Here is a 22,733-nt window from a genome sequence, read left to right on the forward strand (position 1 = left end):
GCACGCATGACCGAAATAAAGAACACGGAACGCGAACTGCACCTGTTCCGCCTGCGCCTGACGGCGCTGGGGGGGCTGGTGTTCTTCTGCTTCGCGCTGCTGCTGGCGCGCTTCATCTGGCTGCAGGTGGTCAAGCATAGCGACTACGCCACCAAGGCCGAGGAAAACCGCATCGCCATCGTTCCCATCCAGCCCAATCGCGGCCTGATCCTGGACCGCAACGGCGTGGTCCTGGCACGTAACTTCTCGGCCTACACGCTGGAGATCACGCCGTCCAAGCTGCACGTCACGCTGGACGAGACCATCGATGAACTGGCCAAGCTGGTGGCGATCGACATCAAGGACCGCAAGCGCTTCAAGAAGCTGCTGGAGGAATCCAAGAACTTCGAGAGCGTGCCACTGCGCACCCGCCTGACCGACGAGGAAGTGGCGCGCTTCTCGGCCCAGCGCTTCCGCTTCCCCGGGGTGGAGATCCAGGCCCGGTTGTTCCGCCAGTATCCGCTGGGCGAGACCGCTTCCCACGTGATCGGCTATATCGGCCGCATCAACCGCGCCGAAGCGAAGGCGCTGGAAGCCACCGACGACGCGGCCAACTACAACGGCACTGACCATATCGGCAAGGAAGGCCTGGAAAAGAGCTACGAGCGCCAGCTGCACGGCACCACTGGCTACGAGGAAGTGGAAGTGTCGGCCGGCGGACGTGCGGTGCGCACCCTGTCGCGCACGCCGGCCAAGCCGGGCGCCAACCTGATCCTGTCGATCGACATCGAGCTGCAAAAGGTGGTGGAGGAAGCGTTTGGCGAATGGCGCGGCGCCTTCGTGGCGATCGAGCCGTCCACCGGCGACATCCTGGCCTACGTATCGCGGCCCGGCTACGACCCCAACCTGTTCGTGGACGGTATCGATACCCAGAGCTGGAACGAGCTCAATACTTCGCTGGACCGTCCCATGGTGAACCGGCCGCTGTCCGGCACCTATGCGCCCGGCTCCACCTTCAAGCCCTTCATGGCGCTGGCGGCGCTGGAGCTGGGCAAGCGCACGCCCAGCCAGGCTTACGCCGATCCCGGCTTCTTTTACCTGGGCGGCCACAAATTCCGCGACGATAAGGTGGGCGGCCACGGCACGGTGGACATGCGCCGTTCCATCATCGTGTCCTGCAACACCTATTACTACATACTCGGCAATGACATGGGTATCGACGCCATCCACGACTTCATGAAGCCCTTCGGCTTTGGCGAGAAGACCGGCATCGACCTGGAAAACGAAAAGACCGGCGTGCTGCCGTCCAAGGAATGGAAGCGCAAGCGCTTCAAGGGCAATGCCGGACGCTGGGTGGGCGGCGACACCATCTCGGTCAGCAACGGTTCGGGCTACAACTCCTATACCCCGCTGCAGATCGCGCACGCCATGGCCAACCTGGCCAACGATGGCGTGGTGATGAAGCCGCACCTGGTCAAGATCCTGGAAGACGGCGTCACGCGCGCCCGCAAACTGACCGTGCCGACCGAGAGCTACCGCATTCCGCTCAAGCAGGACAACATCGATATCATCAAGAGCGCCATGGTGGGCGTGAACAGCGAACCGGGCGGCACCGCCTACCGCGCCTTCGCCAGCGCCGGCTATACCTCGGGAGGCAAGACTGGTACCGCGCAGGTGGTGGCGATCAAGGCCAATGAGAAGTACAACGCCGCCAAGCTGGCCGAGCGCCTGCGCGACAACTCCCTGTACACCGCGTTCGCGCCGGCCGACAAGCCGCGCATCGTGGTGGCCATGGTGGTGGAGAACGCCGGTTTCGGCGCCGAGATTGCCGCGCCCATCGCGCGCAAGGCCCTCGACTATTACCTGCTGGGCAAACGCCCGGCCGACAAGGAAACCACCAAGGTGCCGAAGGAAGATGCCGAGGTGCTGGCGCCGGTCGAGGAACCGGCCGACGTGGAGGAAGCCGCCGCCGCCAGCGAGGCGCGCCGCCAGCCGCAGCCCGAGCCGGCGCCGGCGCCGACCCAGCCGGACGTGACCAAGGCGCCGCCACCGGCCAACCCGGTACGCAAGAAACAATAAGGAAGGCATCATGCCCATCAACGAAAGGCGTTCCTTGTGGCGCCGCCTGCGGCCCTACTTCACCGTGTTCGACGGGCCTTTGTTCGTCATCATCCTGATGCTGCTGACGGTCAGCATGATCACGCTGTACTCGGCCAGCATCGGCATACCCGGCAAGATGGAAGACCAGGTGCGCAATATCTGCATGAGCTTTTTCGTGATGTGGGTGGTGGCCAATGTCTCGCCGCAGTTCATGATGCGCATCGCCGTGCCGGTCTACGTGGTGGCGGTGCTGCTGCTGGTGGCGGTGGCGCTGTTCGGCACCATCAAGCTGGGCGCGCGGCGCTGGCTGCACGTGGGGATAGACATCCAGCCGTCCGAATTCATGAAGATCGCCATGCCGCTGATGCTGGCCTGGTTCTTCCAGCAGCGCTCCGGCCACCTGGAGTGGCACTCGTATGTGATCGCGGCGGTGCTGCTGGCCATTCCGGTGGGCCTGATCGCCAAGCAGCCGGACCTGGGCACGGCGCTGCTGGTGGTGGCGGCCGGCTTTTGCGTGATCTTCCTGGCCGGGCTGTCGTGGAAGGCGCTGGCCACGCTGTTCGTGATGGGGGCGGCCAGCCTGCCGGTGATCTGGTCGGTGCTGCACGACTACCAGCGCGAGCGCGTCATGACGCTGATCGATCCGTCCTCCGACCCACTGGGCAAGGGCTTCCACATCATCCAGTCCACCATTGCCGTGGGCTCGGGCGGCATCACCGGCAAGGGCTGGACGCATGGCACCCAGGCCCACCTGGAATTCATCCCTGAGCGCACCACCGATTTTATTTTTGCCGTGTATTCCGAGGAGTTCGGCCTGGTCGGCAACCTGGTGCTGATGGTGCTGTACCTGCTGCTGATCGGGCGCGGCCTGATGATCGCGGCCAATGCGCCCAACTTCTTCACCCGTTTGCTGGCCGGCGCCGTCACCATGATTTATTTCACCTATGCCTTCGTCAACATGGGCATGGTGAGCGGCATCCTGCCGGTGGTGGGCGTGCCGCTGCCATTCATGAGCTACGGCGGCACCGCGCTGCTGACCCTGGGTCTGGGCGCCGGCATCCTGATGAGCATACAGCGCCACCGCAAGCTGGTGCAGACCTGAGGACGCCATGCTGACCAAACGCTTGCCTGGATGGTGTGCGGGGCTGGCGCTGCTGGCGCTGGTGGGCTGCGGCACCGCGCCGGTGGCGCCCACGACGTCTCCAGCGCCGGTGCACAAGCCGGCGCCGTCCGCCTCCAAGCCATCCACCGCCAAGCCGGATCCGGCCGTGCCGGTACTGCCGCCCGCCGGATCGGGACGCGGCGGCTATTACCAGGACGACGGCCCGGGCGAGAATCCGCCGCCCAACCTGGACAAGGTGCCGGACGCCGACGTGCGCAACGACGCGCCGATTCCGCGCGCCAACCGCCCGTACACCGTGTTCGGCAAGACCTACACGCCGCTGACCGACAACCAGCCCTACACGCAGATTGGCATCGGCAGCTGGTACGGCAAGAAGTTCCATGGCCAGCGCACTTCGTCCGGGGAACTGTACGACATGTACAAGATGACGGCGGCCCATCCCATCCTGCCTATCCCCTCGTATGCGCGGCTGACCAACCTGGTGAGCGGGGCGCAGGTGATCGTGCGCATCAACGACCGCGGGCCCTTCCATTCCGACCGCGCCATCGACGTGTCGTACACGGCGGCGCTGAAACTGGGCTTGCTGGGCAAGGGCAGCCATGAGCTGCAGATAGAACGCATCCTGCCGGACGAGATAGACCGCATGCTGGCGACCAAGGGGGGCGTCAGTACCAGCACGCCGGCGCGCCTGATCACGCGCACTGCGCCGGCCGCGCCGCGCCTGCCGTCGCAGGCCGGCGCGCTGTCGGCCAACAGCATCGCCAACCAGCCGCTGGTGCTGTCGCCCAGCGCGGTGCCGCAGTCCTCGCTGGGCGGCGTGGCGCCTGCCGCGAGCAGCATGCCAGCAACTGCGGCTCCCGTCACCCGAACCCCGGCCGCAGGTGTGGCGCTTGCCGCCGGCGCCGTGCCCGCGCCTGTGGCGGCTACGGGCAGCGCTACCTCCGCGCAGTCCACAGCGGCCGCCGCGCCGGTCGTGGCCAGCGCCACGCAAACCGACATCGAAGCCCTGATGCTGGCCGACCGCAGCCCAGCCGCCGCAGCGCCCGCCGAGGCTGCGGCCAAAGGCGGCTACTACCTGCAGCTGGGCGCCTATTCGCGCGCGGAAAACGCCGAAGCGGCGCGCAGCAAGCTGGCCACGCAAACCGGCCAGGCGCTGGGTGCATTGGAAGTTGTTCAGGGCGGCACCGTGTTCCGCCTGTTCAGCGGCCCCTATGCGAGCCGCCAGGACGCCCTGCAGGCGGCGCAGTCGCTGCCCGGTTCGCTGGGCCTGAAGCCGATTCCGGTGCAGCGTTGAATCACGCTGCCTTGGCGTTGTTGCCGGGGTTCTGGCTGAGCAGAGGCTGGTCGTAGCCCTGGAACTTGCGGCGGTAGCGCCAATGGCCGGTGGATTCTTTTACGGCGCTGCGGAAGCCGGCCAGCGAGTCGTGGACGTAGTGATCGAAGAAGGCGCCCAGCTCCGGCTCGACGGGGCGCGCGGCCAGCACGCGGTTGCGTAGTTCCCAGGCTTCCGCTTCCAGATAGGTGATCGCTTCCTGGCGCGGCACGTTGCCCTTGAGGTTAAGCCTCCTGGACCGCGCATCGCTGACGAACTGTTCCGATATCACCTCGTCGCCAAACAGCTTCATGCGTTCGCCATCGCGGACGAAGATGGCATTCGCTTCCAGCAAGTGCTTGCGGTCCTCTTCGCTGGCGTTGCGCACGTGGTCCAGCTTGGCGTAATTGTGGCGCTGCTGCCAGCGCCACACGAGGTAGGGCAGCGTCCAGTCGCTGATGCGCTGCGGACCTGGTGGCGAGCATGCGAGGAACTGCCGGTAGGCCTGCGCCAGCTCGGGGCTGATGGCAAACGATTGCGGGTCCAGTTCCCTGGACAGCGGCACACCGGCGGCCACGGCGCATTCGAACATATGGTTGAGTGGAATCTGCGAAAGCTTGAGCGAGTCTTCCTTCGAGACTCCCAGCTCACCGGGCGCATATCCGCCGCCCACATCGCTATGGCTGCCGGGGTAGGCGACTTCGGTGCAATTAGGCGGCAGCACGCCGTCCACAGTCACCTCGTCCAACGGGAAGTTCCGGCGCAGCTCATGCATCGCCACCATGTGTACGCAGTTTTCGACCTCGGCTGGAATGCGCAGATGCTTGCTCTGCGCCCAGTCGCCATGGCCGCCGGTAGTGTCGAGCACGGCTCCGGAGATACCATCCGAAGTGCCGACCGCGGCCACGGTGTCGAACAGGCCGAGGAAACGTATTCGGATTGGGATGCCAGCAAACTGCTGTTCTTCGGTCAGCATCAAGAGCCAGTTGCAAAATACACGGGCTTCGGCTGCACCGCGCGAGAACCCGAACACGTCGAGAACGCATTCTTTGATTACGGGCTTGCCTGCCGCTGCCAAGGCCTCCTTGAGTGCTTTAGTTTGCTTATGCAGGAATGGTAGCCACAGGGTTTCACCATCGATTGCTATCTTCGCGGTGCCCAGTGATGTAAGAAGTCTTTTTTGCGGGCTGCTTGCTTGACCAGGACTGCATAGTGCGAGGATTTCTTCAGACGACAATCCCACTTTCGACAAGGTCTTGTCGAAAACGGAATTAATCAAGCTTAGCAGTCCATAAATAATTCTCGCTTGACCGCCCTTGCCAATTGCCGCCCCCAATGTTAGTTTTTTAATTTCTCCAATTTCAGGAAATTCTGTGCCAACACCGGGAACGTAGACTTTATCTGCCTTTGAGCTCGAATAAACTTGATAAAGTTTAGCAATGTTGGATTCTGAGTGGTTATAAATGTCTCGGTTTAGATTGTTTCCTGTGCCATCAAAAAAGATTCCTAGTTCGATATTCAACTCGCAGTTGCTCGCATCGCAAACAGCAAGATAATGTTTTCTGCTGATTTCCGGTGGATGGACGGATCCGGAAATTGTGTTATCGAAAGGCTGCACTTTTTTCCCTTTCTTTGCGAAAAACTTCAAGCTCCGCATCGCTAAACATCCTTTCGAATTCTTTGCCAGTTGTGGCCAAATCTTCGCCTAATTTCTCAGGCTGAATTGGATGCATCGGATTTCTAGGGGTGTAAAAACTGGGGGTTACACGGACCTTTCCACCTTTTAAGAAGTGAACATACACAGCATGGACCTTTTCATAGGCCTCTACCGGAACAGTTGCAATGTAAATGGTTTCTTTCTTTATTTTTGGTTGGCCTTCCTCCCATTCTCTAACATTCCACCGAACCTCTGCTGTTAAATGGTTATGCCATTTTTTCGGAATTAATATGCAGCAAAGATATCCTGTGCCTCCTCCATATCGGTCGACATTGCCACCACCACCTTTGTTTAAAAAAAATACGTTGATGCTGAAGTTTTTGCCAAGGTGGTGGACGCCGACTATCGGAGCTGCGTAGGAATAGTTTTCTTGATCGTCCAATGTTGAACACGAGCAGAGCAAAACTACAGCTATCGAAGCCATCATTGTCCCGACCAGTTTCATGATGTGTCCTTTCATATCGAAGAAATGAGTTCAGCGCCGCAGGCGGTCGTGTCGCCGTCGTAGGCAACCGCCTTGCCATGGTGGTAGCGCTCGCCCCTGGCCACCTGGATCGGAAAGGTGCCTTTGCATTTCGGGCAGTACACCATGTCGCCATCGACCGCGATCGGTTTGCCTAGCACTTTGAAGGCGGCTTGTGCCGACACCACTTTCCCGCCGTGCGAGGTTTTGTCTCCGAACCGGATCACCCCGCGTCCTTTGCTGTTTTTCATGTTTCACTCCTTCGAAAGTTAGTACTGCGCTGCGACCACCCGCTGCAGGTCTTTCCTGACGTGCTCGAGATTCTTCTGCTCCAGGATCTTCAGCATGACCGGCAGCCGCAGGATGCGGCCCTGGGTGTCGAACACGTCGCGGACGAATAGCAGCAGGGCGGTGGCGTCGGTCTGCCCGGCCATGCGCCACATGCGGCGCGCCAGGTCGGCCTGCTGGAAGGCTTCCAGCGTGTCGTACTCGCCCGCCTTTTTCGGCCGCATCCTGCGCAGGTTGCTCAGCAACTGGTCGGTGCCAAGGGCGTCGGCCACCTCGGCGATCTGCGTGTCGCTGACCACCAGCGGCAGCGCCACCGTTTCTTCGGAATTGGCTGACGGCAAGCGGATGAGCTGCCCATCGCGCCCGTGTACCTTCCAGCTCTGGAAAGGCCGCACCAGCGCCGCCCATTGGGCCGGGGTGAAGATGGCCGCCAGCGCCGGCAGCACCACGCAGTCGGCAAAGCGCAGCGTCAGCCTGGCGCCGTCCTCCTTGCAGACGTGGATGAACTGGCGCAAGTGCTGCAGCAACTGGTCCAGCGTGAGCTCCGTTTCGATCAGCGACACACCCAGTTGCGGCCGGCGCTTGCTGATCAGCTCCATCATTTCCGCCACACGCGCCGCCTGCACCGCGCGTTCGATGTCGATCAGCACCGGGCTGACATGCGCCGCGTCCCGCCCGTAGATCGGCGCTATCCAGCGCGGCGGCCGTTTCTTCTTCAGCCACGGACGGTGGTTTAGATCACCGAGCAGCGTGGTGTCGGCCAAGAGGTAGGAAGTCATGGGCATGCTCTCATTTCGGCAGCGCGAAGGCGCTGTGGGCTTCGGCGGCGATCAGCAGGCAGGGCACGCAGATACGCGAAACGGGCTGGTCGCCCGCGAATTGCGCGCTGCGGCCTTGCGCGGGGAAGGTTTGATGGTCGGCCGCATGCATCTCGTGCCTGCCCGCGGTGTAGCCCTTGATGCCACCCGCGCTGAGTTCCAGCTCGGTGCCGCCGCCATGTATGCGCACGCCGTGCTTGGCCTTGATGGTGATCCAGTCGGTATTGCTGATCAGCTCCAGCACCTTTTGCGCCAGCACTGTGACTTGGTCGTGTTGCGCCTGCACCGTGACCGGGCCGCTGGCGGCGGTGACCTTCACACCGCCCTCGTTGGCGTACAGGCTCATTTCCTGCACCGAGCGCAGGGAGGTGGTCTCACCCGACGCCAGCCGCGCAGGACCGCCGCTGATGATGTCCACACTGGTCCCCGCGCCCAGTACGGCATTGCCGCTGCTGGTGGCGATCAGGCCTGCGGGAGCGCTGACGGCAACCATCGGCGTGCCACCGTCGGCCAGCTGGCGCAGGCTGTCCAGCAATGCTGGCAGTTCCTGGCCTGCCGCCTGCCCAGCCCTGTCGCTCAATTCGCGGGCGATTTTTTCCAGGCCTTCTGCAATGCGTATCAGTTCCGGCCTTTCGAGGTGATGCTGGCCGTCCGGATCGCCTGTTTCCGCCGTAATCAGCACGCCTTGCTGTCCGCGCAGCGATACCTGGCTGTCGCTGCGCAGTTCCGCGCCCTGGCCGCGCTTGGTGGCCTTGGCGCCGGCTCTCGATGCCGCCAGCAAGCCGAGGTTCAGCTGGGCGGCGGCATGGTCGCTGGCCAGCTGCGCACTGATCTCCCCCGGCGTATCGTCAAACCGCAGCTGGTTGGCGCGGCCGCCATTCACCTCCCGGCTTTTCATGCCAGACAAATAGCGGTTCTCGGGCAGTTCGCCCCGGCCGAGCGCTGGCGGCAGTCCTGCGCCGTTGTACAGCTGGCCGACAATCACCGGCTTGTCCGGATCGCCGCCCATGAAAGCCACCAGCACCTCGGTGCCCACGCGCGGCAGGCCCAGGAAGCCGCACTGGGCGCCGCTGCCGGGGCCATTCCCGGCCCAGCTGCTGGCCACCCGCACCCAGGCCGAATCCTCGTCGCTGTCGGCAGCGCCGCGGCCGTTGCCGTGGTCCTCCGGCCGAGTGCCGGGGAAGCGGATTTTTACGCGCCCCAGGTCATCGCAATACACCTCCTCGCCCTGGGGCCCGACCACGATGGCGCTTTGCATCTGCACTGGCGGCAGGTCGGTGCGCGCATCGTAGGCGGCCACGATGGGAATGCCGCGCCTTACCGCCGTGAACTGCACTTGAGTACGCAGCGGGCCCTTGGCCACGCGCTCGGCCAGCGCAGCCTCCGGTTCGCTCCAGCGGCTGGGCAGGAACAGCCGTTCGATGCGCTCGGCCAGCGCCGTGGGCAGGTTGTTGCGCGCGGCGATGCGCATGTCCGTCACCACGAATTCGCGCTCCTGCGGTGGATGACGGTCGATCTCGGGGTGTCCCTCCAGCGTGAAGTATTGGCCCGCGCACAGGTCGCGCACGCTGCCTTCGCCGTGGAAGCATTTGGTCTCGAACTCGTGGCGCTGCAGGCGGATATTGCCCAGCCGGGCCAGGTCGTCGATGCCGGCGCCGCTGTGCGGCGGCAGCACCTGGTAGTCGTCCATGCCGGCCGAAAGATCGTCGCCACGCGATCCCTGCCTGGCGCTGGTGCGGGCCTCGGAACACATGAAGTCCGGCGACAGCGGCATGCGGTAGTCCCAGCTGTGGCGACCGACCCGGCCGGGGCGCAGCACGCGCACCGCGCTCCAGGAGGTGATGGTGTCGCGCTGCTCGGTGGCGTCGTCGCGGTGGTAGCGGATGGTGGCGGCCGCGTTTTCATCCAGGCTGGCCGGGCCGCCCACCAGCACCATCACGTGATAGGGAAACTCGTCGCGCGGTTGCGGACGGAAGAACCAGGCCACGCCGCGCCGCGCCAAGAGGCGCCGGATGAAGGCGGCGTCCGATTCGCTGTGCTGCATGGTGAATTCGCGCTTGGGATAGTCCCGGTCCGTGATGATGGCGTCCACTTCGCAGTGGAAGCCGGTCCCCAGCAGCGGGTTGGAAAGCCGCCATTCGTTCAATATCTGTAGCGCGATCTCGATTTCATTCATGCAGCGGAACACGCGCGTATTGATGCGCCGCTCCAGGATGGCCAGCATGTCGCGCAGCACGATCTGGTAACCGGCCAGGCCGCCGTCGCTGTCGCCCGCGCTGGCCTCGGTGACGATGCCGCACACCAGCCGCAGCTCGCGCCGGTCGGTGACGATTTCCAGCGTGACGGGCAGGCCGATCAGCCGCTTGAGCGGCAAACAGGCGCTGGTGGACACGCACAGCACGCGGTATTCAAAACCGCCGCAGATGCTTTCCTCGCCCACCATGTGCTGGGGCAGCAGGATGTCGTCGCGCGGCCCGCCGCTGATGTCCAGCAGCAGCCGCAGGGGACGGTGGCTGGTGATCAGTTCGCGCGGGATGCGCAGGATGTCGACCAGGTCGATATCGCGTTCCATCGGGGCTCTCCATCAGTCGGGGCAGACTGACCATGGTGCCACGCGGAGCGGCATCCACCTTTGACGCGTATCAGCGCAGCACGCGCTTGGCGCCCGGATTTTCAACCATTGGTTTTAACTGAAGTCATAAATCACCATCTAGTCGGTAGGTGGTTTCCGGCCAATACTGGAGTCATTCCAAACCACTTGAGGAGTTTCAAATGACCACCACCACCCAAACCCTGGCCGGCAAAGTCGCCTTCGTCCAAGGCGGTTCGCGCGGCATCGGCGCCGCCACCGTGCGCCGTTTGGCCCGCGAAGGCGCCGCCGTCGCCTTCACCTATGCCGCCTCGGCCGACGCCGCCCGGCAACTGGCTGCGGACGTCGAAGCAGCCGGCGGCCATGCCCTGGCGATCAAGGCCGACAGCGCCGACGCTGCCGCCGTCACCGCCGCCATCCGCCTGGCCGCGCAAACCTTCGGCCGCCTGGACATCCTGGTCAACAATGCGGGCGTGCTGCGCCTCGGCCAGGTTGACCAGTTCAGCCTGGCGGACTTCGACCACAGCGTGGCCGTGAACGTGCGCAGCGTGTTTGTCGCCACCCAGGAAGCCGTCCGCCACATGGGCGATGGCGGCCGCGTGATCAACATCGGCAGCATCAACGCCGACCGCATGCCGTTCGCCGGCGGCGCCGTCTACGCCATGAGCAAGTCGGCCCTGCTCGGCCTGGTGAAAGGGTTGGCGCGCGACCTGGGCCCGCGCGGTATCACCGTCAACAACGTGCAGCCCGGCCCGGTCGACACCGACATGAACCCCGATAACAGCGAGTTCTCGACCGCGCTGAAAGGCTTGATGGCGCTGCCGCGCTACGGCCGCGCCGAGGAAATCGCTTCCTTCGTGGCTTACCTGGCCGGTCCCGAAGCCGCCTTCATCACCGGCTCCAGCCTGGCAGTGGACGGCGGTTTTGCAGCCTGATTGATGATTCAGAATCAATAATGATGTGCCGGCGCGCCGCTGTTTCCAGCGGCGCGTTCGTACCATAATGCCTCATCGATCAACATGAAGAGGCAACCCATGAGCATCCCCAAACTGGGCATAGGCACCTTCCGCCTGCAGGGCGAGGCGGCCATCGCATCCGTGCGCAACGGCCTGGAAGCAGGCTACCGCGCCATCGATACGGCGCAAATCTACGGTAACGAGGCCGAGGTGGGCCAGGCCGTTGCGGACAGCGGCATCGCCCGCGAACAGCTCTATCTCACCACCAAGATCTGGACCGAGAACCTGTCGCGCGAGAAGCTGATCCCCAGCCTGAAGGACAGCCTGGCCAAGCTACGTACTGATCATGTGGACCTGACCCTGGTCCACTGGCCATCGCCCAAGGGCGCGGTGCCGCTGGCCGAGACCATGGCCGCGCTGGCCGAAGCGCGCGAACAGGGACTGACGCGCCAGATCGGCGTCTCCAACTTCAATATCGACCTGATGCGCCAGGCGATAGGCGCGGTAGGCGCGGACGCCATCGCCACCAACCAGGTCGAGCTGCATCCCTATCTGCAGAACCGCAAGTTGGCGGAGTATGCGCGCAGCCAGGGCATCCACATCACTTCCTACATGACGCTGGCCTATGGCAAGGTGCTGGACGACGAGGTGCTGCTGGACATCGCGGAGCGCCATGCCGCCACGCCGGCGCAGGTGGCGCTGGCCTGGGCCATGCAGCTGGGCCATGCGGTGATTCCATCGTCCACCAAGCGCACCAACCAGGAGTCCAACCTGAAGGCGCTGGACCTGGTGCTGGGCGAGGACGAGATGGCGAGTATCGCCGCGCTGGAGCGCAACGGCCGCCTGGTCGACCCGGATGGCCTGGCGCCAGCCTGGGACTGATTATTTGCAGGCCCTGGACTGCGCGTTGGGATAGGCCGCGCGCAGCTTGTCCAGCCTGGCCTGCAGGCCTGCATCGACATCGCGGAACTGGAACATCAGCAGCTTGCTGCCGCTCATGCGCGGCGTGATGCGCGCCGTGCGCACGCCCTGTTTCATCAGCGCGGCCAGCTGGTTCTGGGCCGCCGTTTCGCTCTTGAACACGCCCAGCGAAATCCCCCAGCGCAGCGTGGGCGAGTCGGACAGGATGTAGAAATTGGTGATGCCCAGCGCGCGCAGCTCGGCCGCTTTTTTCTCTGCGCCTTCCTTGCTGCCCTGCGGCGGGATGTGCACGATGTAGCTCGATATCTCGGTGCCCGGCAGGTTGTGGCGCGACTGGCGGTCGCCCAGGTCCAGGTCTTCCAGCTGGCGCTCGAAGCGGCGCGCCTCGGCCAGCGAGAAGCTGCCGACTTCCAGGCAGGCCAGCGGTTCCGGCTTCTTCGGCTGCGGCGCTTCCTGAGGGCTTTCCTGCACGGTGCTGGCGGTGGCGCGCGCCTCGGTGATGATGGCCAGCTTGTCGGCGTTGAGCTGGTTCTTCAGGCGCTCCGGCTCATGCTCGTTGCCGCTGAAATGGCCGAGATAGCCCCGTCCATACGCGAACAGCGCGGCATTCAAGGCCAGCAGCGACCAGAAGATAAATTTGAGCATGGTTCCCAGTGGCGCCCCCATTATGCGCCGCGGCAGGCGGCGTGCAAGCCGATCAGCACGATGTTCTCGACATGGCGATAGTTCACGACTAGCGCCGGCGCCACCAAGGGCGCGGCGCCGCCGGACAGGATGCACTCGGCCGCCCCATGGCGCCGGCAGGCATGTTCGATGGCGCCGCCTTGCGCCGCCAGGCAGCCGCTCAGGATGGCGTCGTCCGTGTTATCGGCAAATCCGTCCGGCAGCTTACCGCCTTGCGCAATTTGCGGCAACTGGGCCGTGTTGCGGGCCAGCGAGGCCGCCATCAGGCCCACGCCCGGCAATATCATCCCGCCCAGGAAGCGGCCGTCGGCCGTGATGGCGTCGATGGTGGTGGCGGTGCCGCAGTTGGCCACGACCAGGTCGCGGCCCGGCGCCAGCGCATGCGCGCCGATGGCGGCCGCAAAACGGTCGCAGCCCAGCTGGGCGGGATTGCGGTAGCCGTTTATTACCCCGGCCCGCTCGGGCACGGAGGCGAACCATACGGCGGCCGGGGCGGCGATCGTGGCCAGCGCATCTTCCAGGCGGGCGCGCATGGCGCCGCCGGCCACGTTGGAGATCATCACCCGCGTCAGCGCGGCGCCCTCCAGCGCCGCCAGCCAGTCCGGCGCCAGACGCGCCAGGTCGGCGTGCATTTGCGCGCCGTGCGCCTGCCAGGCGCCCAGCGCGGCATGCTCCGCCACCAGCGCCCATTTGACGCGGGTATTGCCGGCGTCGACCAGCAGCATCATGGCTGCGCTCCCGCCAGCCGCAGCGACACATCGCCGGACAGCACCTCCGCGCGGCCGCCTTCGGTCTCCAGCAGCAGGCGGCCGATATCGTCCACCCCGGCTGCGCGGCCCTGCTGCAGCATGCGGCCCTGGTCCAGGATGTTCACTTCCTGTCCCTGCCACGCATGCAGGCGGTTCCAGCGCTCCGCGAACGGCGCGAAGCCGGTGACGGCGAATTCGGCCAGCACGGCGGCCAGGCGGCCCAGCAGCGCGGCCATCAGCTGGTTGCGGTCCATCTGCGCCAGCCACGGCGCCGCCGCCACCTCGCGGCCTATGCGCTGTTCCAGCTCATCCGGCATGACCAGGTTGACGCCTACCCCGATCACGGCCCAGATGGCGCCATCGGCGCCCTGGGTTTCGACCAGGATGCCGGCTAGTTTCTTCCCCTCGCGCAGCACGTCGTTGGGCCATTTCAGTTGCACCGGCACGCCCAGTCCGGCCACCGTCTCGGCAATGGCCACGCCGACCGCCAGCGGCAGCCCGGCCAGACGCTGGGCCGTACCCTCGAACGGCCAGGCCAGCGAGAAGGTGAGGGTGGCGCCCGGCTGCGACAGCCAGCTGCGGCCGGCGCGGCCGCGCCCCGCCGTCTGGCGCTCGGCGATCAGCAGCACCGGGCGCGCCATGGCGCCCACCCGGCCCAGCAGGTCGGCGTTGGTGGAGCCGGTTTCCGGCACCACCTCGATGGCGACATGCGAGGCGCTGGAGGCGCAGCGCGCCGCGATGGCGGCAGCGGATAAGATATCGGTCATGGTGTGCAGCAGTGTATCAGCGCCCGGCGTCCTGGCGCGGCTTGTGCGGCGCCTTGGCGAAGGCGAAGTCGTAGACGGCGTTGGGCAGCAGGCGCAGCAGCTTGGCCACCACGCCCATCTGCCACGGGATCACGGCGTAGCTGCTGCCGGCGGCAATGGTGCGCAGCGCCGTCTTGGCGAAGCGCTCGGCCGGCATCAAAAAGGGCATGGGATAGGGATTGTGGCGCGTCATCGGCGTGTCGATGTAGCCGGGGCAGATGGTCACCACCTTGATGCCGTAGGGCTTGAGCTCCAGCCGCAGCGATTCGCAATAGCTGATGACGGCGGCCTTGGAGGCGCTGTAGGCTTCGGCGCCCGGCAGGCCGCGGATGCCGGCCACGCTGCCTATCCCCACCAGCCGGCCCTGTCCGCGCTGGGCGCGCATGGAGGCGATGAAGGGCGCGAAGGTGGCGGCCGTGGCCAGCACATTGGTGGCGATGATGGCCTCGAACACGGCCAGGTCTTCGCTGTGTTCGGTGAGCGTGCCGGCCGAGATGCCGGCGTTGGCGATCACCACGTCCACCCCGCCCGCATGCTCCAGGAAGTCCTGCGCGGCGGCGGCGATGGCGGCATGGTCGCGCACGTCCACCGCATAGGCGCGATGGCGTTCGGGGTGGGGCAGGGCGGCGATCAGTTCCTGCAGCACCTCGCCGCGCCGGGCCAGCAGGCCCAGGGTGGCGCCTTGCGCGGCGTAGCACGCCGCCATGGCCGCGCCCAGGCCGCTGGAGGCCCCGGTAATGAAGACGCGCTGCGTCATGCGGCGCGGCTTATTTCTTCTCGGCCTTGGCCTTGGCCACCAGCACGTCCATCACCTGCAATACCATGGCGCCCATCTGCTCCTCGCTGACGCTGGCGCCGGCGGCGGCCTTGCTGGGGGAGGTGATGAAGCGGCCATCAATGGCGATGCTGGGCCAGGAATCGATGCGGTAGGCGTCCATCATGGAGGCCGCCTTGCGCAGCTGGCCGGGCATGCCGAAGGAATTGTAGACCTCGATGAACTTCTGGCGGTCTATGCCCTGCTTGGCGATGAAGTCGAACACCTGCTCGTCGCGGTTCAGGCGGTTGTGCGCCACGTGCATCTCGGCGAAGATTTTTTCATGCAGCTGCTGGGTCAGCAGGCCCATGGACTGCAGCGTGTAGAACAGCTTCTGCTGCGGCACCACGCTCTCGTTGTAGGGCACGTGCACGCGCTTGAACACGATGTTGTCGCCCTGTTTTTTTACCCAGGCCGACAGCGCCGGTTCGAAGGCGTTGCAGTGCGGGCAGTAATAGGCGAAGAACTCGATCACCTCGACCTTCTTGCCGGTGTCGGTGGCCTGCGGCGTCTGCAGGATGCTGTATTCGACGTTGACGGTCGGGTTGGTGGGGCTGGCCGAGGCCGAGGCGGCCATGAAGCCCAGCGCCAGCGCGCCGAGCAGGTGTTTCAGAAATCGCATTGCTACTCCTGTTATTTTTGGTTGCGGACCACGGCCATGTCCACGCCGTTTTCAGACAGCTTGCTGCGCACCTTGTTCATCGCCTCGACCTGGGTGAAGGGGCCGATGCGCACCCGGTGCAGCACGCCGGAATCGGTGGCGCGGTCCGAGATGTTGGCCTCGTAGCCGATCAGCGCGAGCTTGGCGCGCACGCTTTCGGCATCGGCAATCTCGCGGAACGCGCCAGCCTGCAGATAATAGATGTATTTCTCGTCGCCTGCATCGGCCGCCTTGGTGTCGGCAGTCTTGGCCTCTGCCGCCTTGGCGGGCGGAGTGGGCGTCACGTTGCTGGCCTTGGGCGCCGGCTTGGCGTCCTGGCCTTGTATCTTGTCCACCACGGCCTGCAGCTGGTCGGCCGGCGAGGGCGCCGCTGCGGCCGGTGCGGCGGGCGCCTCGGCCTTGGGCTGCTCACGCTGGAGGTCGCGCGCCGCCTCGCGCGCCGCTTCCTTGTTGCCGTACATGGGCTTGTTGGGATCGGAAATCTGGCCGGCGGCCGGTTCGCTGGCCCGGCTGGCCTTGCCCTTGTCCGTGAAAGGATTGGAACCCTTGGTGATCATCAGGGCGACGATCACCGCGATGACCAGGCCGACCACCAGGCCGATGATGATGCCGACCAGGGTGTTGCCCTGCTGGCGCGAACGCGGGGTGCTGCCGGAGCGGAAATTCATTCTGCGTGATGTCCTTCGCGATTACATTTTTTCGGGAGCGGAGACGCCGATCAGCGCCAGGCCGTTGCGCAGCACCTGGCGGGTCGCCACCATCAGCGCCAGGCGCGCCAGCTTGAGGGCTTCGTCGTCCACCAGCACGCGCTCGGCGAAATAGAAGCTGTGCAGGTTGGCGGCCAGGTCGCGCAGGTAGAACGCGATCTGGTGCGGGCCCAGTTCGGCCTGGGCGCGCGCCAGCGTTTCCGGCCAGGCGGCCAGGGTGGCCAGCAGGGCCGCTTCGGTGGGCGCCGTCAGTGGCGACAGATCCACATCGGCCAGGGTGGCGTGGTCGCCGCTCCACTGCTCCAGCATGCGGCAGATGCGGGCGTGGGCGTACTGCACGTAATAGACCGGGTTTTCGTCCGAGGTCTTGAGCGCGACGTCGACGTCGAACACGAACTCGGTGTCGGCCTTGCGCGAGATGAGGAAGAAGCGCACCGCGTCGCGGCCCTTGGTGATGTCGCCGCCGCCCGACCATTCGATCAGGTCGCGCACGGTGACGTAGGAGCCGGCGCGCTTGGAGATCTTGACCTCCTCGCCGCCCTTCATCACGGTGACCATCTTGTGCAGTACGTAGTCGGGGTAGCCCTGGGGGATGCCCAGGCCGACCGCCTGCAGGCCGGCGCGCACGCGGGCGATGGTGCCGTGGTGGTCCGAACCCTGGATGTTGATGGCCTGGGTATAGCCGCGCTGGAACTTGACGATGTGGTAGGCCACGTCCGGCACGAAATAGGTGTAGGTGCCGTCGGTCTTGCGCATCACGCGGTCCTTGTCGTCGCCGTACTCGGTGGTGCGCAGCCACAGGGCGCCGCCGTCCTCGTAGGTCTTGCCGGACTTGTTCAGGGCCTCGACCGCCGCATCCACCTTGCCGTCCGAGTACAGCGAGGATTCCAGGTAGTAGTTGTCGAACTTGACGCCGAAGGCTTGCAGGTCGATGTCCTGCTCGTTGCGCAGGTAGGTCACGGCGAAGGCGCGTATCGATTCGATGTCTTCCACGTTGCCGGAGGCGGTGGCGGGAGCGCCGTCCGAGGCCGACACGGTTTTCCTGGCCAGGAAGTCGTTGGCGATATCGGCGATGTAGTCGCCGTTGTAGGCCGATTCCGGCCATTCGGCGTCGCCCGGCTTGTAGCCGCGCAGGCGCGCCTGCACCGAGTTGGCCAGGGTCTGGATCTGCACGCCGGCGTCGTTGTAATAGAACTCGCGGGTGACGGCGTAGCCCTGCGACGCGAACAGCGAGGACAGGGCGTCGCCCAGCGCGGCCTGGCGGCCGTGGCCCACGTGCAGCGGGCCGGTCGGGTTGGCCGAGACGAATTCGATGATCACGCTCTTGCCGCTGCCGGCGTCGCTAAAGCCGTAATTGGCGCCCTGGGCCAGCACGGCCTTGACCACGGCCTGCTTGGCGGCGGCCGCCACGCGCAGGTTGATGAAGCCGGGGCCGGCGATCTCGGCCGATTCCACCAGGCCCTTGCCAGCCGGGTTATCCAGCAGCGCGGCGACCAGCTTGGTGGCCAGCTCGCGCGGGTTGGATTTCAGCTGCTTGGCCAGCTGCATGGCGATATTGCAGGCCACGTCGCCGTGGGCAGGATCGCGCGGGCGCTCCAGCACCACGTTGGGCGTGATGCCGGTGCCTTCCAGCAAGGGAGCGAGGGCGGCCTGGAACAGGGCGATAAGGTCTTGTTTTTGTTGGGCTAGCATGCGCTTAAATATTCATCAGGTATGGGACGCGGCGGGTGCCTGGCACCGGCCAAAACAGCGGTCATTATACTGTGTTGCACTGGCCCGGTCACCGCATGGCTGGCGGCCCGGCCCATGCGCTGTCCTTCCCCAAGTTGTGCGATGACTTGACCGCATTTTGTAGCAAAAAAGCTACTAATAGGCGGCACTTGTGGTCATTTTTCTATTGATCTGTATCATAAAACCGTTAGTCATACGATGACTGACCTTTCAATAATAACCATATGGAGATCAAAGTGACGTTCAAGCACACCCTCATCGCGGGCGCTGTCGCCCTGTGCGCCTGTGGCCAGGCCCTGGCCGACGCCAGTACCGACAAGGCGCCATCCACTGGCTGGGCCGGCCAGAACGGCGGCACCAGCGGCGGCGCGGCAGCAGCCTCGACCGCTATCTACAAGATTAATTCGGCGTCTCAACTGCTGGCTGCCATCAAGGCGCAGGGCAACAACGCCAAGATCATCAAGCTGTATGGCACTATCGACATGGCGGCGGCCGACAACGGCGGCGCTTTCACCAGCGCCAGCGACGAGGCCAAGCGCATCCAGATCAAGCTGGGCAGTAACACCACGCTGATCGGTATCGGCAGCGACACCAAGCTGGTCAACGGCAATATCGTGATCAGCGGCGTGCAGAACGTTATCGTCCGCAACCTGAACATCGTCAATCCCTGTTCCATCAACCCGGTGTGGGACCCGGACGATGGCGATACCGGCAACTGGAATTCGGAATACGACGGCATCACGGTCAGCAATTCCAAGAATGTGTGGATAGACCACAATGTGTTCACCGACGCGCCCAAGACCGACAACCTGCTGCCGGTGGAAAACGGCAAGATCAAGGAATGCCACGATGGCGCGCTGGATGTGAAGAATGGCTCGGATTACGTGACCATCTCCAACAACCGTTTCGAGCTGCATGAAAAGAACAACCTGATCGGTTCCTCGGACAGCACCACCAGTGACGACGGCCACCTGACCATCACTTTCCACAACAACTACTTCCTGAACGTGGCCGAGCGCGCGCCGCGGGTGCGCTTCGGCAAGGTGCACATCTATAACAACTACTTCGAAGGCTCGCGCACGCACGCCATCTATCCGCACCAGTACAGCATAGGGGTGGGCTACAAGGCCAAGATCATCTCGCAGAACAATGTGTTCGCAATTACGGGGGCCACGAGTTGCCCGCACGTGGTGAAGAACCCCGGTTCGTCGAGCAAGACCGGCGCCATTACCGATGCCGGCTCGCTGCTGAACGGCAGCGCGCTGAACCTTTCGAGCGCCTGCAGCTTCAGCAGCTCGGTGGGCTGGACCGTGCCATATAGCTTCAGCCTGCTGAGCGCCAGCGCGGTGAAGGCGTCGGTGGTCGGCAATGCGGGGACGGGCAAGTTGACGGTGAACTAAGATCCGGCATTGTTGTCCCTCTGAGACCGGCGCTTGCGCCGGTTTTTTTCGGATGACTGGCAAACTACTAGTTGCTAAAAAAATTACACAAATAGTTAATTTGACTGTAATATCAGTTGGTTGAAAGAAAAACTATTGCTCTGTCCAAATGCCGGTGTTGAACAATTTTCCAGCCTTCCTCTACTGGGGAAAAGCCAGACCAACCACTTCGGATGGCGCCCAGCTGCATCTGTTGCCTTTGCATGCGCTGGACGTGGCCGCAATGGGCGTGGAGTATTTGAGAGCGAACCGGTCGGTGTTGCACCTGTTTTGCGAGACATTGAAGTGTTCGGAAGACGCTTTCTTGTCATGGGCCGCTTTTTTCCTCGCCCTGCACGACCTCGGGAAATTAAGTGAGGCTTTTCAGTCCCAGAGGCCGGACCTTGTGGCCAAGTTGAAAGGCAGGCCAGCGTACGAAGACAAACAATATACCGAGCGGCATGATTCGCTGGGGTTCTGGTTGTGGACAGAGGAACTGGTCGAGGACGGCGTGTTGGCAGAGCTAGGCATGGGCGATGAGCGCAGCATGCTCGGCATCCAGTGGTGGATGCGGGCCGTGACCGGCCACCACGGCATGCCTCCTCGGCCTGTTGGCCACGTGGACCGTTTCTTCCACAAGGATGACAAGCGCGCTGCCCAGGAAATGGTGCGTGCTTTCGCCTCCATGTTGCTCACCGATGAGGCCCGTACCATTCCGCGTGGGCCGGGTAGGGAGTTCGAGGCTTGTTCCAAGCTGCTGTCGTGGTGGTTCGCTGGAGTTGCAGTACTGGCGGACTGGCTGGGTTCCAACACGGACTATTTTCCTTATGAGTCCGGTCCGGTCGATCTTTCTTCATACTGGAACGATGCCTTGCAAAGTGCGAGGCGTGCGCTCAAGCATACAGGCGTCCTGCCAGTCACGGTTGACGCGGGCCAGTCATTGCAGGACTTGTTTCCCCGCGTCGAGACGGCGTCTCCCTTGCAGCATTGGGCCGCCACGGTGGAGTTGCCGCGCGCCGCGCAAATCTACTTGCTGGAAGACGTGACGGGAGCGGGCAAGACCGAAGCCGCCGTCATGCTCGCCTATCGCCTGATGTCGCAGGGATCGGCGTCCGGTTTTTTCATTGGACTGCCGACCATGGCAACTGCCAACGCCATGTATCGGCGCATCGCCGATATGTATCAGAAGCTGTTTGCCGGTGACGCACACCTCACCTTAGCGCATGGTTTCAAGATGCTGGTGGAGGATTTCGCCCGCTCTGTGTTGCGCGCTGGCGAGATGGAAAACGATACGGCCCAGCGCGACGAGACCGCCACATCGATGTGCTCTGCCTGGCTGGCGGACCACAGTAAGCGGGCGCTGCTGGCCTCGGCGGGAGTCGGCACTGTGGATCAGGCCTTGCTGGCCATTCTGCACAGCAAGCACCAATCATTGCGGCTGCTTGGACTGTTCGACAAGGTACTGGTGGTCGACGAGGTGCACGCATGTGATGCATATATGCAGGGCTTGCTTGAGGTCTTGTTGGAGTTCCACGCGCGTACTGGCGGTCCCGCAATCCTGCTGTCGGCCACATTGCCGGAAAAAATGAAACAGGCGCTGCTGGATTCATATGCACGTGGCCGCAATCAGGCGCGTGCGCCGGTACTGGAGGCCGATGCCTATCCGCTAGCGACGCGCTGGAACGATGGGGAACCGATGCTCTTTGAGACCGCGTTGCCTTCGCGAGCCAGTGTCGCTCGCGCGGTGCAGGTGCATTACGAGTCGGATGTGCAGGCCGTCCACCAGTACATTATCGACGCCGTCGCCCAGGGGCGTTGTGTCGGATGGATACGTAATACCGTGGCGGATGCCATCGAAGCCTATCAGCAGTTTGCTGCGGTCTTGGATGAAAAGGACATTGTACTTTTCCATGCCCGTTTCACGCTCAAGGACAGGCTGGGCAAGGAGGAGCAGGTGCTTGCCCGCTTCGGCGCCGGCAGCGATGCGGCGAGTCGCCGTGGCGGCGTGATGATTGCTACCCAGGTCGCCGAACAGTCGCTGGATGTGGACTTTGACGTGCTGCTCACCGATCTTGCGCCGATCGACCGAGTGCTGCAGCGGGCGGGCCGTCTGCAACGCCATGTGCGCGATGCGGATGGCAACCGGCTGGCCTCCAACGCGGCGCAGGACGGCCGGCCCGCGCCATGTCTTTGGGTGTACGGCCCGCAATGGACCGAGACGCCGCATCCCAAATGGTATGCGGATGTTTTTCGGGGAGGGCAATACGTGTATGCCAATCACGCCCAGCTCTGGTTGAGTGCGAAAGTGCTGCAGGCAGGCCGTTTCCGTATGCCGGAAGATGCGCGACCTTTTATCGAAGCCGTTTTTTCCGGTACGGAACCGGTGCCGGAGAGCCTGGCGCGCAGCATGATAGCCGCCGACGGAAAGGAAATCTCGGAGGCCAGCCTGGCTCAGCTGAATGCCTTGAAAGTCGTCACCGGCTATGTGAGGGGGGCTGGCGGTGCATGGTCCGACGAATCACGGGTTCCCACGCGTTTGGGCGAAGACACGGTCGAGGTCATACTGGCCCGCCATGAGAACGGCGCCATGACGCTTTGGAACCAAGGTCACTGGGCAAACAGCATGTTGAAGGTCGCGCAACGGGATATGGCGGAAGCGGAAGTTTCCGCTAACGCCCAGCCGCCGCATGAGGTCTTGCGGCAAACACTGCCAGCGGAGGGAAAATATTGCGTACTGCTGCCGCTCAGCGCTGATGGCGGCGGAATGTGGAGTGGTAGCGCCTGGACACTAGCGGACAAACCAGGCAATAGGACACTCCACCGATGGCTGTACGACGACAAGCTCGGTTTCAGGCGGGAGTGATCGCAGGGTGCGGTCAACGCTTCTTGGGGGCTT

The 22,733-nt window shown here is 64.0% G+C and carries 19 protein-coding genes; 7 read left to right on the plus strand and 12 right to left on the minus strand.

From position 1 onward, the window contains the following. Positions 1–6 precede the first annotated feature (6 nt). The 3 genes from mrdA to ACLB1G_RS11305 are packed head-to-tail and all read left to right on the plus strand — an operon-like array spanning position 7 to position 4,496. Positions 7–2,058, plus strand: coding sequence for a penicillin-binding protein 2 (gene mrdA / locus ACLB1G_RS11295; protein ID WP_491627306.1), 2,052 nt, complete (start codon positions 7–9; stop codon positions 2,056–2,058). Positions 2,059–2,068: 10 nt separating this feature from the next. Then, positions 2,069–3,181 carry a rod shape-determining protein RodA gene (gene rodA / locus ACLB1G_RS11300; RefSeq protein WP_491627307.1) on the plus strand — a complete coding sequence of 371 codons (1,113 nt, stop codon included), beginning with the start codon at positions 2,069–2,071 and terminating at the stop codon, positions 3,179–3,181. Between the two features lie 7 nt (positions 3,182–3,188). Further along, positions 3,189–4,496: a septal ring lytic transglycosylase RlpA family protein gene (locus ACLB1G_RS11305; protein ID WP_491627308.1), complete on the plus strand. Its 1,308-nt coding sequence runs from the start codon at positions 3,189–3,191 to the stop codon at positions 4,494–4,496. A gap of 1 nt (position 4,497) precedes the next feature. On the opposite strand, the gene ACLB1G_RS11310 is transcribed toward ACLB1G_RS11305, so the two are convergent. The 5 genes from ACLB1G_RS11310 to ACLB1G_RS11330 are packed head-to-tail and all read right to left on the minus strand — an operon-like array spanning position 4,498 to position 10,372. Further along, complete coding sequence (locus tag ACLB1G_RS11310) at positions 4,498–6,162, minus strand: T6SS phospholipase effector Tle1-like catalytic domain-containing protein (RefSeq protein WP_491627309.1); 1,665 nt, start codon at positions 6,160–6,162, stop codon at positions 4,498–4,500. Then, on the minus strand, positions 6,116–6,676 hold the full coding sequence (locus ACLB1G_RS11315; protein WP_491627310.1) for a DUF3304 domain-containing protein: 561 nt from the start codon (positions 6,674–6,676) through the stop codon (positions 6,116–6,118). The genes ACLB1G_RS11310 and ACLB1G_RS11315 overlap by 47 nt, the downstream gene beginning before the upstream one ends. 11 nt (positions 6,677–6,687) lie before the next feature. Next, positions 6,688–6,945, minus strand: coding sequence for a PAAR domain-containing protein (locus ACLB1G_RS11320; protein ID WP_491627311.1), 258 nt, complete (start codon positions 6,943–6,945; stop codon positions 6,688–6,690). A gap of 18 nt (positions 6,946–6,963) precedes the next feature. Next, positions 6,964–7,761 (minus strand): DUF4123 domain-containing protein, encoded by a 798-nt coding sequence (locus ACLB1G_RS11325; protein WP_491627312.1) that lies wholly within the window; start codon positions 7,759–7,761, stop codon positions 6,964–6,966. 10 nt (positions 7,762–7,771) lie between these two features. Further along, on the minus strand, positions 7,772–10,372 hold the full coding sequence (locus ACLB1G_RS11330) for a type VI secretion system Vgr family protein (RefSeq protein ID WP_491627313.1): 2,601 nt from the start codon (positions 10,370–10,372) through the stop codon (positions 7,772–7,774). 200 nt (positions 10,373–10,572) lie between these two features. Here ACLB1G_RS11330 and ACLB1G_RS11335 point away from each other — a divergent pair, with 200 nt between their 5' ends. Together ACLB1G_RS11335 and dkgB are read left to right on the plus strand one after the other, a co-directional pair. Continuing rightward, positions 10,573–11,325, plus strand: a complete 753-nt coding sequence (locus ACLB1G_RS11335; RefSeq protein WP_491627314.1) for an SDR family oxidoreductase — start codon at positions 10,573–10,575, stop codon at positions 11,323–11,325. Between the two features lie 99 nt (positions 11,326–11,424). Then, positions 11,425–12,228, plus strand: coding sequence for a 2,5-didehydrogluconate reductase DkgB (gene dkgB / locus ACLB1G_RS11340; protein WP_491627315.1), 804 nt, complete (start codon positions 11,425–11,427; stop codon positions 12,226–12,228). Here dkgB and ACLB1G_RS11345 read toward each other — a convergent pair whose 3' ends face one another. From ACLB1G_RS11345 to argS, 7 genes are read right to left on the minus strand one after another with little or no spacing between them, the layout of a single operon-like run. After that, entirely contained in the window at positions 12,229–12,912 is a 684-nt protein-coding gene (locus tag ACLB1G_RS11345) for an SPOR domain-containing protein (protein ID WP_491627316.1), read from the minus strand. A 20-nt stretch (positions 12,913–12,932) separates the two neighbouring features. Further along, the gene (locus ACLB1G_RS11350; protein ID WP_491627317.1) at positions 12,933–13,679 is read right to left on the minus strand and encodes a type III pantothenate kinase; all 747 of its coding nucleotides are present in this window, start codon (positions 13,677–13,679) and stop codon (positions 12,933–12,935) included. Continuing rightward, positions 13,676–14,467: a biotin--[acetyl-CoA-carboxylase] ligase gene (locus ACLB1G_RS11355; protein WP_491627318.1), complete on the minus strand. Its 792-nt coding sequence runs from the start codon at positions 14,465–14,467 to the stop codon at positions 13,676–13,678. Before ACLB1G_RS11355 ends, ACLB1G_RS11350 begins: the two co-directional genes overlap by 4 nt. Positions 14,468–14,483: 16 nt before the next feature. Beyond that, a complete protein-coding gene (locus ACLB1G_RS11360; protein ID WP_491627319.1) occupies positions 14,484–15,263 on the minus strand; it encodes an SDR family oxidoreductase in 780 nt (259 codons plus the stop codon). A 10-nt stretch (positions 15,264–15,273) separates the two neighbouring features. Further along, the gene (locus tag ACLB1G_RS11365; RefSeq protein WP_491627320.1) at positions 15,274–15,942 is read right to left on the minus strand and encodes a thiol:disulfide interchange protein DsbA/DsbL; all 669 of its coding nucleotides are present in this window, start codon (positions 15,940–15,942) and stop codon (positions 15,274–15,276) included. 11 nt (positions 15,943–15,953) lie between these two features. Beyond that, positions 15,954–16,649: an SPOR domain-containing protein gene (locus ACLB1G_RS11370; protein WP_491627321.1), complete on the minus strand. Its 696-nt coding sequence runs from the start codon at positions 16,647–16,649 to the stop codon at positions 15,954–15,956. A gap of 21 nt (positions 16,650–16,670) precedes the next feature. Continuing rightward, positions 16,671–18,380, minus strand: a complete 1,710-nt coding sequence (argS, locus tag ACLB1G_RS11375) for an arginine--tRNA ligase (protein ID WP_491627322.1) — start codon at positions 18,378–18,380, stop codon at positions 16,671–16,673. A 263-nt stretch (positions 18,381–18,643) separates the two neighbouring features. Here argS and ACLB1G_RS11380 point away from each other — a divergent pair, with 263 nt between their 5' ends. After that, positions 18,644–19,819: a pectate lyase family protein gene (locus ACLB1G_RS11380; RefSeq protein WP_491627323.1), complete on the plus strand. Its 1,176-nt coding sequence runs from the start codon at positions 18,644–18,646 to the stop codon at positions 19,817–19,819. 157 nt (positions 19,820–19,976) lie between these two features. Next, complete coding sequence (gene cas3, locus ACLB1G_RS11385; RefSeq protein ID WP_491627324.1) at positions 19,977–22,700, plus strand: CRISPR-associated helicase Cas3'; 2,724 nt, start codon at positions 19,977–19,979, stop codon at positions 22,698–22,700. Positions 22,701–22,733: the final 33 nt, after the last annotated feature.

The organism is Duganella kummerowiae (assembly GCF_053572355.1).